Source organism: Paraburkholderia dipogonis (assembly GCF_046027395.1).
Taxonomy (GTDB): Bacteria; Pseudomonadota; Gammaproteobacteria; order Burkholderiales; family Burkholderiaceae; genus Paraburkholderia; species Paraburkholderia dipogonis_A.
Window position 1 is genome coordinate 132,802 of the sequence record NZ_JAQQEG010000022.1, and the last position, 12,634, is coordinate 145,435.

Annotated in this window: 10 protein-coding genes; 1 reads left to right on the plus strand and 9 read right to left on the minus strand. The window is 65.0% G+C overall.

Going from position 1 to position 12,634, the window contains the following annotated elements:
- Window positions 1-77 precede the first annotated feature (77 nt).
- The 9 genes from eno to PQR32_RS23295 form a co-directional block, all read right to left on the minus strand.
- Complete coding sequence (eno, locus tag PQR32_RS23255; RefSeq protein WP_115106943.1) at window positions 78-1,361, minus strand: phosphopyruvate hydratase; 1,284 nt, start codon at window positions 1,359-1,361, stop codon at window positions 78-80.
- Between the two features lie 174 nt (window positions 1,362-1,535).
- On the minus strand, window positions 1,536-2,390 hold the full coding sequence (kdsA, locus tag PQR32_RS23260) for a 3-deoxy-8-phosphooctulonate synthase (protein ID WP_091792904.1): 855 nt from the start codon (window positions 2,388-2,390) through the stop codon (window positions 1,536-1,538).
- The gene (gene pyrG / locus PQR32_RS23265; protein WP_342960367.1) at window positions 2,387-4,060 is read right to left on the minus strand and encodes a CTP synthase; all 1,674 of its coding nucleotides are present in this window, start codon (window positions 4,058-4,060) and stop codon (window positions 2,387-2,389) included. The genes kdsA and pyrG overlap by 4 nt, the downstream gene beginning before the upstream one ends.
- Before the next feature lie 140 nt (window positions 4,061-4,200).
- Window positions 4,201-5,004, minus strand: a complete 804-nt coding sequence (locus PQR32_RS23270) for an alpha/beta fold hydrolase (RefSeq protein WP_408232176.1) — start codon at window positions 5,002-5,004, stop codon at window positions 4,201-4,203.
- Between the two features lie 124 nt (window positions 5,005-5,128).
- Window positions 5,129-7,741, minus strand: coding sequence for a DNA internalization-related competence protein ComEC/Rec2 (locus tag PQR32_RS23275; protein ID WP_408232179.1), 2,613 nt, complete (start codon window positions 7,739-7,741; stop codon window positions 5,129-5,131).
- A 111-nt stretch (window positions 7,742-7,852) separates the two neighbouring features.
- Window positions 7,853-8,641 (minus strand): TatD family hydrolase, encoded by a 789-nt coding sequence (locus tag PQR32_RS23280; RefSeq protein ID WP_408232182.1) that lies wholly within the window; start codon window positions 8,639-8,641, stop codon window positions 7,853-7,855.
- Window positions 8,642-8,696: 55 nt separating this feature from the next.
- Window positions 8,697-9,440 carry a lipoprotein-releasing ABC transporter ATP-binding protein LolD gene (gene lolD / locus PQR32_RS23285; RefSeq protein ID WP_106279458.1) on the minus strand — a complete coding sequence of 248 codons (744 nt, stop codon included), beginning with the start codon at window positions 9,438-9,440 and terminating at the stop codon, window positions 8,697-8,699.
- Entirely contained in the window at window positions 9,433-10,686 is a 1,254-nt protein-coding gene (locus tag PQR32_RS23290; RefSeq protein ID WP_408232185.1) for a lipoprotein-releasing ABC transporter permease subunit, read from the minus strand. The genes lolD and PQR32_RS23290 overlap by 8 nt, the downstream gene beginning before the upstream one ends.
- 374 nt (window positions 10,687-11,060) lie before the next feature.
- Window positions 11,061-11,306 (minus strand): hypothetical protein, encoded by a 246-nt coding sequence (locus PQR32_RS23295; RefSeq protein WP_408232188.1) that lies wholly within the window; start codon window positions 11,304-11,306, stop codon window positions 11,061-11,063.
- A gap of 145 nt (window positions 11,307-11,451) precedes the next feature.
- Here PQR32_RS23295 and PQR32_RS23300 point away from each other — a divergent pair, with 145 nt between their 5' ends.
- Window positions 11,452-12,630 carry a regulator gene (locus PQR32_RS23300; RefSeq protein WP_408232191.1) on the plus strand — a complete coding sequence of 393 codons (1,179 nt, stop codon included), beginning with the start codon at window positions 11,452-11,454 and terminating at the stop codon, window positions 12,628-12,630.
- Window positions 12,631-12,634: the final 4 nt, after the last annotated feature.

Here is a 12,634-nt window from a genome sequence, read left to right on the forward strand (position 1 = left end):
GCGCTATACGCAGGGCGGCGGGGTCAATCAGAAACGAAGGATAACCGGCTCATCGGTCAGCGCCAGCAAACCAGCCATTAGCGCAGATTGTAGAACGCCGACTTGCCCGGGTAGCTGGCGATATCACCGAGGTCTTCTTCGATGCGCAGCAACTGGTTGTACTTCGAGATGCGGTCCGAACGCGACAGCGAACCCGTCTTGATCTGACCGGCGTTCAGGCCGACCGCGATATCCGCGATCGTCGAATCTTCGGTTTCGCCCGAACGGTGCGAGATCACGGCCGTGTAGCCGGCGCGCTTGGCCATTTCGATCGCCGCGAAGGTTTCCGTCAGCGTGCCGATCTGGTTGATCTTGATCAGGATCGAGTTGGCGATGCCCTTCTCGATGCCTTCCTTCAGGATGCGCGTGTTGGTGACGAACAGGTCGTCGCCCACCAGTTGCACTTTCTTGCCGAGCTTGTCGGTCAGAATCTTCCAGCCGGCCCAGTCGCTTTCGTGCATGCCGTCTTCGATCGACACGATCGGGAACTTGTCGGCCAGGTTCGCGAGGTAATCCGCGAATTCCGTCGACGACAGTTGCAGGCCTTCGCCGGCCAGTTGGTACTTGCCGTCGTGGTAGAACTCGCTGGCTGCGCAGTCGAGTGCCAGCAATACATCTTCACCGGCGCGGTAGCCTGCTTTCTCGATAGCTTGCAGGATGGTCGACAGGCATTCGTCGTTGCTGCCGAAGTTCGGCGCGAAGCCGCCTTCGTCGCCGACGGCCGTGCTCATGCCGCGGTCCGACAGGATCTTCTTCAGCGCGTGGAACACTTCGGCGCCGCAGCGCAGTGCTTCGCGGAAGGTCGGCTGGCTGACCGGCACGATCATGAATTCCTGGATGTCCAGGCTGTTGTTGGCGTGCGCGCCGCCGTTGACGATGTTCATCATCGGCACCGGCAGTTGCATCGCGCCCGAGCCGCCGAAGTAGCGGTACAGCGGCAGGCCGGCTTCTTCAGCGGCAGCCTTCGCGACGGCCATCGACACGGCCAGCATCGCGTTCGCGCCGAGGCGCGACTTGTTGTCGGTGCCGTCGAGTTCCAGCAGGGTCTTGTCGAGGAAAGCCTGTTCGGAAGCGTCGAGGCCCATGATCGCTTCGGAGATTTCGGTGTTGATGTGCTCGACGGCCTTCAGCACGCCCTTGCCGCCGTAACGGCCGGTTTCGCCATCGCGCAGTTCGATTGCTTCACGCGAACCCGTCGACGCGCCCGACGGCACCGCGGCGCGGCCCATCGTGCCCGACTCGAGCAGCACGTCGCATTCGACGGTGGGGTTGCCCCGCGAATCGAGAATCTCTCGACCGATGATATCTACGATAGCACTCATGGTTTCCTCAAGAAATGACGTTGAATTCTTTACTGTGACACTGTACCTGGCACAGCCGGTCTCCCCGGCTGACAACTTGCGCACCGATACGTTCGACGATCATTGCGTGCATTCGCCGCGTGCTCACCACCGCCCATTATGCAAACCGAGCGTGACACGCGGCGAACGCCTGAATCAGTTGAAATCGCTTTCGAGGAACGGCGCGCGCTTGACGGCCTGATCGAGCGTAACCAGCGTCTCGAGCAAATCGGCCATGCGATGCAGCGGCACGGCGTTCGGACCGTCCGACTTGGCTTCGGCCGGATTCGGGTGAGTCTCCATGAAGAGCCCCGACACACCCACCGCCACCGCGGCACGCGCCAGCACCGGTACGAATTCACGCTGACCGCCCGAACTCGTGCCCTGCCCGCCCGGCAACTGCACCGAGTGCGTGGCGTCGAACACGACCGGCGCGTTGGTTTCGCGCATGATCGCGAGCGAACGCATGTCCGACACGAGGTTGTTATAGCCGAACGACACGCCGCGCTCGCACGCCATGAAGCGGTCTTCCGACAGACCCGCTTCACGCGCGGCATCGCGCGCCTTGTCGATCACGTTCTTCATGTCGTGCGGTGCGAGAAACTGGCCTTTCTTGATGTTGACCGGTTTGCCCGAACGCGCGCACGCGTGAATGAAGTCCGTTTGACGGCACAGGAAAGCCGGCGTTTGCAGCACGTCGACCACCGAGGCGACCTGCTCGATCTCGTGCTCGGCGTGAACGTCGGTCAGCACCGGCAGACCGAGCTGGCGCTTCACTTCCGACAGGATGCGCAAGCCTTCGTCCATGCCCAGACCGCGGAACGACTTGCCGCTGCTGCGATTGGCTTTGTCGTACGACGATTTGTAGATGAACGGAATGTTCAGCTTCGCGCAGATTTCCTTCAGCCGGCCGGCTGTGTCGATCGTCATCTGTTCGGATTCGACGACACAGGTGCCTGCGATCAGGAAAAACGGCTTGTCGAGCCCGATTTCAAAATCGCCCAGTTTCATGCTTTCTCCCCGACTGCGACCGGCGTGCGCGCCTCGTGATGCGCGAGCGCCGCTTCGACGAACGACTTGAACAGCGGATGGCCGTCACGCGGCGTGGACGTGAATTCCGGGTGGAATTGCACGCCGACGAACCACGGGTGCATGCTGCGCGGCAGTTCCATCATTTCCGGCAGATCTTCACTCGGGGTACGGGCGCTGATGATAAGGCCACCGGCTTCGAGTTGGGGCACGAAGCGGTTATTGACTTCATAACGGTGGCGATGGCGTTCGTTCACGTCCTTGCCATAAATCTCTTCAGCCATGGTGCCGGGTTTGATCGGGCAACGTTGCGAACCGAGGCGCATCGTGCCGCCCAGATCCGACTCTTCCGTGCGCTTCTCGACGCGGCCTTCGCGGTCGTACCACTCGGTAATCAGCGCGACCACGCGGTTCGGCGTTTCCTGGTCGAACTCGGTGCTGTTCGCGTCTTTCAGACCGACCACGTCGCGCGCGAATTCGATCACGGCAAGCTGCATGCCGAGGCAGATGCCGAGATACGGCACCTTCGCTTCGCGTGCATAGCGGATCGCGGCGATCTTGCCTTCGGTGCCGCGACGGCCGAAGCCACCCGGCACGAGCACGGCGTCCAGATGCTTGAGGCTTTCGACGCCTTGCGTCTCGACTTCTTCCGAATCGATGTATTCGATATTGACCTTGGTCGACGTATGCATCGACGCATGGCGCAGCGCTTCGATCAGCGACTTGTACGACTCGGTCAGATCGACATACTTGCCGACCATGCCGATCGTGACTTCGTGCTTCGGATGCTCCAGCTTCTCGACGAGATCGGACCACATGGACAGATCCGCGGCCTTCGGCGCGAGCTTGAGTTCTTCGCAGATGATCGCGTCCAGACCCTGATCGTGCAGCATCTGCGGAATCTTGTAGATGCTGTCCGCGTCCCACACGGAGATCACGGCGTCTTCCGGCACGTTCGAGAACATGGAGATCTTGGCGCGTTCGTCGTCCGGAATGCGGCGGTCGGCGCGGCACAGCAATACGTGCGGCGAAATACCGATTTCACGCAGCTTCTGCACGCTGTGCTGCGTGGGCTTGGTCTTCAGTTCGCCGGCCGTGGCGACCCAGGGCACCAGCGTGAGGTGCACGAAGCACGCGCTGTTGCGGCCCATGCGCAGGCTCATCTGACGCGCGGCTTCGAGGAACGGCAACGATTCGATGTCACCAACAGTGCCGCCCACTTCGACGATGGCGACGTCCGGCTCACCGCACGTCGCGGAAGCCGCGCCGCGTTCGATGAACGCCTGGATTTCGTTCGTGATGTGCGGGATGACCTGCACGGTCTTGCCGAGATAATCGCCGCGGCGTTCCTTGCGGATCACCGATTCGTAAATCTGGCCCGTGGTGAAGTTATTGGCCTTGCGCATCTTCGTGCTGATGAAGCGCTCATAGTGGCCGAGGTCGAGGTCCGTCTCCGCTCCGTCTTCCGTCACGAACACTTCGCCGTGTTGAAACGGACTCATCGTGCCGGGGTCGACATTGATGTAGGGATCGAGCTTGAGGAGGGTGACTTTAAGACCGCGCGATTCGAGGATCGCGGCGAGGGAAGCGGCGGCAATACCCTTGCCGAGGGAAGATACTACGCCGCCGGTGACGAAAACATATTTGGTCATCGCTGGATGCTCGCGGGAAAAACGGATTATACCGTAAAGCAGGGTCTCAACCCCAGCAAAATCCGAGCGACGTCGGCACGCGCGTATGCCGCGGCGGCGGCCGTTGCCGTGCGTCGATCATGCACCGTTTTTTGCGGCCGTCAGCCGCGCTGCTCCAGTTCATGCAACATGCTTTGCACCGCGCGTGCGGTTTCGACCGGTTTTTCCATCGGGTAAAGATGACTGCCCTCGATCCATTCCACATGGCCGCCGGTCGCGCGGCGGGTGGCATCGAGACCAGCCTGGCGAATTTCCTTCGAACGCGTGCCGGCGATGAAGCCCACCGGCACCGGCGCGCCCCGCGCGAGCCGCGAGCCGAGCGTGTGCGGCAATGTCTTATAGATCTGATATTCGGTGCGGCGGTCGAAGGCCAGCGACCGCGAGCCGTCGGGCGAAGTCTGCGGAATGCCGAACTCGATGTAGTCGGACAGCATGCGCTCATCCCAGCGCGCGAAGGCCGGCTTCGAATGGAAATGGCGCCACGCTTCGTCGCGGCTCGCCCACTGGGTGCGGCGCGTGCGGGTGGCGGCCGCGGGCGAGAGACGCTCGTCGAGGCCGGTCCATTGCGACACGCGCAGCATGCTGCTGCGCCAGCCGGCGATCACCGGCGAATCGAGCATCACCACGCCCCTCACCCACTGCGGCTTCTTGAGCGCGGCCATCAACGACAGATAGCCGCCGAGCGAATGCCCTACCAGCCACACCGGGCGCTCGTACGTCCTGCGGATGTCGTCGAGCAACTGCTCGACCAGATGCGGCCAGTCCTGCGTCACCGGAAAGCGCGCGTCGTGGCCGATCCGCTCGATGGAACGCAGTTCGTAGTCGTCGGCGAGCTCGGCGAAAATCGTCCGGTAGGTCGACGCCGGAAAGCCGTTCGCGTGCGAGAAGTGAATGATGTTTTTCAACTGCGGCTATCTCCGTTCTGTTTTTGCGTGCGGGTTCCGTGCGTATTTGCTTGCATACGGTTCACTTCGCCGCGCGACGCGTTTCTTCTAGCTGTACGCGGCCGGCAATTCATCGACTAGCCGGTCAGCGATCCATCCAGTAGCGGCGCTGCGTGTCGCGATAGCGCTCGAACGTCAGCATGGAGTCCATGCCGGCGGCGTCCACACCCGCCTCGACGCCTGGGCTCACCTCGACCCGCACCGCACCGTCCGCATCGCTGCGCCCGAGCTCGATCTGCCGCGCCTTGTAGCGCTCGAACACACCCGCATTCGGATGATGAAAACGGTTGCGATAGCCTACCTGAAATAGCGCGATGAGCGGGTCGATAGAGTCGAGGAACGGCTCGGTCGACGAGGTCTTGCTGCCGTGATGCGGCACGACCAGCACCTGCGCGCGCAACGCGCCGCGATCGCGCGCGAGCAGAACGCGTTCGACGGGCGCCTCGATATCCGCCGTCAGCAAGGCCGTCATGCGCGGCGGTCCTGTTTGAACACGGCTCATCGACGGGTTTGTGGCGGCGGGCAAGATGCTGACCCGCAGTACGCAGCAATGCGCGTTCGGCTTGCCTTGCAGCGGACCGGCGTCGGGCCAGAGCATCGCAAACTGCACGCCGTCCCACTGCCAGCGCTGGCCCGCCGCGCACGGCAGCGTATCGGCGCGGTGCTGCCTCGCGTTCGACCACAGCGCATTCGACGGCGCCAATGCCGCTACCATCTGACGCACCTCGATTGCATCCAGCACGGCCGGCGCGCCGCCCGAATGATCGGAGTCGGCATGACTGACAATCAGTGTGTCGAGCGACGTCACGCCATGCGCCTGCAAGAACGGCACGACCACCCGCTCGCCCGCGTGCGTCGATTCCGGGCCCGGTCCCGTATCGAACAGCAAGGTGTGATGCGCCGTTTCGACCAGCACCGAGGTGCCCTGACCGACGTCCAGCGCCGTCAAACGGAAACTGCCGTGCGGCGGCCCCGACGGCGCAGGTATCAGCAGCGGCAGCCACGTCAGCGGCGCGGCCCAGCGCAGCGGCCAGCCACGCGGCGCCAGACACCAGAGCACGCCCAGCGCCGCCGCGGCCAGCGTCCACGCATCCGGTTGCGGCAGACGCCAGAGCGCCCAGGCGGGACCGGACAACCATTGCAAACCCGCCGCCAGTAGCTCGAGCAAAGCGTGCGCGACATGCCATGCGTAGGCGTCGAGCGGCGTGGGCAACGCGACGCCGGCCAGCACCGCCGGCGTCACCAGCAGACTCACCCACGGAATCGCGAAGGCATTCGCGAGCGGGCCGATCAACGGGATCTGCGCGAACCAGTAGACGGTCAACGGTGCGAGCGCGACCGTCACCGCGAATTGCACATGCGCGGCGCCGCGCAGCCGCTCGACGGCATTTCGCATGCGGCGGCGCAAGCCGTCACGCAATCTCGACCACCGGCTCGCTGCCTCGCCGGCCTCGCCCGTTTCGTCGCGATGCTGATCATGATCCTGCACACGGGGCCGCCCCGACATGGCGAACAGAATCGCCGCCACTGCGCAGAACGACAACCAGAATCCCGCCGACACGACCGCCCACGGATCGAGCAGCAGCACGAGCCCCAAAGCCCACGCGAGCACCACCGAGCGCGCCACATTGCGCCCGCTGATAAAAGCGAGCGCGACGACCCCCGCCATCCACAGCGCGCGCTGCGCCGGCACATTGAAGCCGGCCAACGCAGCGTGCAGCGCGGCGAACACCGAGCCGCCCGTAATTGCGACGACTTGCGCGGGCAGCCGCAACGGCCAGTTGCGGCCGATCCACCCGGAGCGCCGCCAGAACGCGCCCGCCAGCCAGCCCGCGAAGCCCGCGACGAAACCGATGTGCAGCCCCGAAATCGCCACCAGATGACTCGTGCCCGTGCCGCGCATCAGCAACCAGTCCGCGGCGCTGACTTCGTCCTGCGCACCGATGGCAAGCGCCACGACGATTCCGCGGTGTGGCGCGTCGGCGAGCACCGCATCGATCCGTTCGCGCAGCGCGGCGCGCCAGCGATCCACCGACACGCCGACGCCGCGCGCATAGCCACGCAATCGCACGGCATGGGCCGGCGCGCTCACATAGCCGATGGCCCGCACGTTGCGCGCGAGCAGATTCGCTTCGGCATCGCGTACGCCGAAGTTGGCATTGCCATGGGGACGCTTGAGCCGCACGGTCAGCCGCCAGCGTGACCCTGGTTCGAGCATAGGCGGCGGCGCATCTTCCGCGATCCATGAGAGTTGGATCACATGGGGAAAAGGGTCGATCGGCGCTTCGGCCGCTTCAACGTCGAATAGAAAACGCGCACCGTTTTCATCGCGTGACGGCAGGCCTTTGATACTGCCGACGACCTCTATATCGCGCCCTTCCCACGCAGTCGGCAAGCTCACCGCGAGGCGCATGTCCGCGCGCACGGCTGCATAGCCGAAGCCCACGCATAACGCCGCGCACCACACCGCGCTCCAGCCGGCGAATGAACGCGCGCGTTGGCTGAAGCGGATCCGGAACGTGAGCACACCAAGCGTCGCCGAACGCGCGGCCTCGCTCTCGCCCAAACCCCAAACCGCCACCACAACCGCAGCGCAAGCAACCAGCACCAACCCGCACAGCGCCGTCCAATCCGGCAACATCGCCTGCCGCTGCAGCCCGATCACGCCCAACGCAAATCCACACCACCATGCCCGCATCCGCCCTCCGCCAGCAATCGCCGGACGACGCAACGCTCGACGCGCAGGCGTCAGCGAGCCCGCCGGGCGTGGGTATCGCCCGGCGCGAACCACTCAGACCATCGAGTTCAATTATGCAGAGGAAAGTGCGAGCCGCGGCAGCGCGGCGAGCGCGTTAGCCGTTGTGCCTAGGGCGGCTTCGTCGGCGGCCATGGCGCGTAGTTGCGCGAGGCCCGCGCCGATGGCGGGAATCTGCTCCGGCGTGTTGCGCTGCTTGTAGATCCACGAAGGCGCGATGTCCGGCGCGTCGGTTTCGACGACCAGCGCGTCGAACGGCAACTGCTCGGCGAGACGGCGGATTTGCCGAGCCCGCTCGAAGGTCAGATTGCCGCCGAAGCCGAGATGCATGCCCTGGTCGATATACGCCTGAGCCTGCTGAAAACTGCCGTTGAACGCATGCGCGATGCCGCAATGAATCTGATGCCGCCGCAGTCCCTTGATCACCTGATCCTGCGATTTGCGCACATGGCAGATCACCGGCAGATCGAATTCGCGCGCGAGCTGCAACTGGCCGTTGTAGAAGAATTGCTGGCGCGCGTCGTCGAGACCGTCGACAAAATAATCGAGTCCGATCTCGCCGATACCGACAAACAGCGGATCGTCGAGACTCGCCTCGATTTCCATACGCAACAGATCGAGATCGCTCTCCTGCGCCCCAGGCGTGAATAACGGATGAATGCCGAGCGCATATGCGCCACCATCGACCCGGTGCGCCAGTTCACGCACCGCCGCGAAATTCTGCCGGCCGATCGCCGGAATCACGATTCGCCCCACGCCTGCGCGGCGCGCCGCCGCTGCGACTTCTACCCGGTCGGCGTCAAATTCCGAAGCGTCGAGATGACAGTGCGTATCGATCCACATGACGTGCCTCGTTATCGGCGCAAGCGGCGCAGCATCGGCTCACAGTGTCGTGCCATCAAACCGGCACCGGCGGCTCTTCGTGCAGCACGCCGTCGCGCAGCCGCATGATGCGGTCGCAACGCCCCGCCAGTTCCGGATCGTGCGTGACGATCACGAAGCTCGTATCGAGCGTTTGCGACAGTTCGAGCATCAGGTTGAACACGGTGTCGGCGGTGCCGCCGTCGAGGTTGCCGGTCGGCTCGTCGGCCAGCACGCAGGCGGGCTTCGTCACCAGCGCCCGCGCAATCGCGACGCGCTGGCGCTCGCCGCCCGACAACTCGCCCGGACGATGCTTCGCGCGATGCCCCATGCCCACGCGCTCCAGCACCGCGAGCGCTTCGCGGCGCGACGCCTCGGTCGTCATGCGGCGAATCCGCAGCGGCATCGCGACGTTGTCGAGCGCGGTGAATTCCGGCAGCAGATGGTGGAACTGATACACGAAACCCAGCGCGCGATTGCGCAGGTCGTTGCGTTCGCGCTCGGAGAGCTTGGTGAAGGGCTTGCCCATCACCGAGACATGGCCGGCGCTCGGATCGTCGAGGCCGCCGAGCACGTGCAGCAGCGTGCTCTTGCCGGACCCCGACGCGCCGACGATCGCCAGCTTCTCGCCGCGCCGCACGCTCAGTTCCGTGTTGTTGAGCACCGTTACGTTCAGACCGCCCTGCACGAACGACTTGGAAATGCCGGTTGCTTCCAGCACGTAAGGATGCGGCACGGTGTCGGAAGAAGCCATGGATAGGTTAGCGGAACGGTCATTCATAGCGCAGTGCCTCCGCGGGACGGACTTTCGCACCACGCCAGCTCGGGTACAACGTGGCCAGCGCCGACATCACGAAGGCGATGACGCCGATTCGCGCGACGTCGGCCGGAACCAGTTCAGACGGCAATTCGCTGATGAAATATACCGACGGCGGCAGGAATTGCACGCCGAGCAGATGCTCGATCATCGGCACGAGCCACGGAATGCTCCAGGCAATCAGGCAGCCGAGCGCCACGCCGGTCGCCGTGCCGATAAAGCCGATCGTCACGCCCTGCACGACGAAGATCTTCATGATCGAGCCGGGCTGCGCGCCGAGCGTGCGCAGAATCGCGATGTCGGCCTGCTTGTTGGTCACCGTCATGACGAGCGACGACACCAGATTGAACGCCGCCACCGCGATGATCAGCGTGAGGATGATGAACATCATGCGTTTTTCGATCTGCACCGCCGAGAACCAGGTCTTGTTCTGCTGCGTCCAGTCGCGGATGTACAGGTCGCCGGACAGTGTGCGCGCAAGCTGATGCGCGACTTCCGGCGCGCGCTGCATGTCGGTCAGGCGCAGCCGCACGCCGGTCGGCGCGGGCAGCCGGAATAGCGCCTCTGCGTCCTTGATGTTGATCAGCGCGAGCGTACTGTCGTATTCGTAATGCCCTGACTCGAAGACGCCCACCACCGTGAACTGTTTCAGCCGCGGCAGCATGCCGGCAGGCGTGATCGTGCCTTCGGGCGCGACCAGCGTGATCTTGTCGTTCACCGCCACGCCGAGATTGGTGGCGAGGTCGGCGCCCAGCACGATGCCGAAGTCACCCGGTTTCAGCGCGTCCAGACTGCCGCCTTTCATCTCCTTACCGATATCGGACACCTCCGGCTCCAGCGACGGCTCGACGCCGCGCAGCGCCACCCCGCTCACCGCGTCCTGGCGCGTGAGCAGCGCCTGCGCTTCGACATAGGGCGCCGCGCCGATCACTTCCTTGTTCTGGCGGGCTTCCTTGGCGGTCAGCTCCCAGTTGGGCATCGACCCGGTCGGCGAAAAGATTTCGACGTGCGCGAGCACCGACAACATGCGGTCGCGCACCTCTTTCTGAAAACCGTTCATCACGGACAACACGACGATTAGCGCCGCGACGCCGAGCGCGATGCCCGACATCGACACGAGCGCGATGAAGGAAATGAAGCCGTTACCGGTCGTGCGTTTGCCGGCGCGGGTGTAGCGCCAGCCAATCTGCCATTCGTAGGGAAATTTCAAGCGAATCCTTTTCTGCGTTCTTCGGCTTTGTGCCGCGCACGAAGGCGTGAAGCGCCTGCGTGCGGCCCGAGCGTCGTGATCATTGGTGTCGCTGCGGCGCGGATGGTTCCGGTACGGCGCACCGTGCCTTAGCAATGCGCGCGCCACCGCGGTTCGCGGCGGTCTGGAAGGCGGGCGTTGCCGTTGCTGACATCGCTGCCACCACTAATCAAGCGCGAAGTTTGCCATACAATGCCGCCCGCTCGCGCAAAGGCAGTACGGACGGGACCTCGAACGGAAACGCCGGCCGCGCCCCGTCAGGCCGGCTCGGCGGCTGCCGTGGTGAATCGGCGCCGCATCGCCGTACCGGCGTGCAGGCGCGGCGCCGGTTTCGCCTAACGCAGGTTGTAACGCCCGCGCAGTTCATTGATGATGCCCGCGGCGGCGCTGTTGGCGATCTCGGCCACGTCGGCGTCCTTGCGGTCGCGGTGCAGGTGACTGATGTCCCAGTTGCAACCGCTCTCGTCATCCACGGTTTCGTGGAAGCCGGTCGGAATCCAGCCGGCCGTGGCCGGGTTCGCATCGAGCGCCTTGACGACCAGTGCTAGCAATTCCTGCTCGGTTTTGAGTTCACGCGACATGCCGGTCTCCCTCGTCATGTGCGCGGTGCCGCCGCGCGCGGCTGTTGCTCCGGCGGCCGGCCCGCGGCGAACCCGGAGGTCCGCTGCCGCCACGGGGCGTCGAGCGGAAGCTGATGGTCGGAATACTCGCACTCTTTGCCCTACAATGCGCAGCATCATGCTCGCCAACCGTCTCCATCTTCTCCTGCCCTTCGTGCTGCCCGCCGCAGCGGACGCCTCCACCGCCCTTCACGCCATCCGCAGTCCGGCCCTCGACCGGCTGATCGCGCGCGCGACGCTGGTGGAACGCGTAATCGGCGAAGACTTTCAGCGCACGCTGCCGCACGAGCGCTGGGTGGCGCGCCAGTTCGGCGCGTTGCCGAGCGGCGCGGCGGCCGCCGACGAAGCGCCGCTCGCGCCCTACATGCTGCGCGCCGACGGCGGTGAACCCGGCAACGCGACATGGGCCTGCGTGCAGCCCGTGCACGTGCGCATCGCGCACGATCATCTGGTGCTGATCGATCCGGCCTCCCTCGACCTGTCCGACGAAGAAGCCGCCGCGCTGCTCGCGGTCGCGCGGCCGCTGATCGAGGAACTCGGCGTGCGTATCGAAGCGCCGCGGCCCGCGCGCTGGTATCTGTCGGGCGAAGGCTTCGGCACGCTCGCCGGCGCGTCGCCGTTGCGCGCGAGCGGGCGCAACATCGAAATCTGGCTGCCGCACGAGGCGCATTCCGGCGAGCGTTCGCGCGCCTGGATGAAGCTGCAGAACGAAGTGCAGATGGCGTGGTTCGAGCATCCGGTCAACGAAGCGCGCGAGGCGCGCGGCCTGCCGGCCGTCAACTCGATCTGGTTTCACGCGCAGGGCGCAGTGCAGCCGGTCCGCAGTCCGTTCGCGCGGGTGTTCTCCGATGCGGCCGCAACGCGCGGTCTTGCGATGACTGCGGGCGTCGCGGCGGCTGCGCCGCCAGCGTCGTTTGCGGCGCTGCGGGCGGCTGGCGCCGCGCGCGACGCTTCCGATAACGCTCTGCGTGGCAGCGTGGGTGACACGTCCGCGTTCAACGCCAACACGAATGCAAACACGAACACGAGCGGTCCCACGCTGGTCGAACTCGATCCATTCTCCGCGCCCTACGTCGAGCAGGACTGGGCGCGCTGGAACGACGCCTTCGCCGCCATGCAGACCGACTGGTTCGAACCGGCGCTCGCCGCACTGCAATCCGGCGATCTCGCCGAACTCGGCCTGACCTTGTGCGGCGACACCGGCTCGGTGACGCTCTCGGTCACGCGCGGCGACCTGCGCAAATTCTGGCGGCGGCGCGTGCTCGCCTCGCTCTTCATCGAATGATCCA

Excerpts from the sequence above, each read along its gene's own strand:
- kdsA (WP_091792904.1), bottom strand. The coding sequence starts at position 2,390 with ATGAAACTGGGCGATTTTGAAATCGGGCTCGACAAGCCGTTTTTCCTG.
- PQR32_RS23280 (WP_408232182.1), bottom strand. The coding sequence starts at position 8,641 with ATGTGGATCGATACGCACTGTCATCTCGACGCTTCGGAATTTGACGCC.
- lolD (WP_106279458.1), bottom strand. The coding sequence starts at position 9,440 with ATGAATGACCGTTCCGCTAACCTATCCATGGCTTCTTCCGACACCGTG.
- PQR32_RS23295 (WP_408232188.1), bottom strand. The coding sequence starts at position 11,306 with ATGTCGCGTGAACTCAAAACCGAGCAGGAATTGCTAGCACTGGTCGTC.
- pyrG (WP_342960367.1), bottom strand. The coding sequence starts at position 4,060 with ATGACCAAATATGTTTTCGTCACCGGCGGCGTAGTATCTTCCCTCGGC.
- PQR32_RS23300 (WP_408232191.1), top strand. The coding sequence starts at position 11,452 with ATGCGCAGCATCATGCTCGCCAACCGTCTCCATCTTCTCCTGCCCTTC.
- PQR32_RS23275 (WP_408232179.1), bottom strand. The coding sequence starts at position 7,741 with ATGCGGGCATGGTGGTGTGGATTTGCGTTGGGCGTGATCGGGCTGCAG.
- eno (WP_115106943.1), bottom strand. The coding sequence starts at position 1,361 with ATGAGTGCTATCGTAGATATCATCGGTCGAGAGATTCTCGATTCGCGG.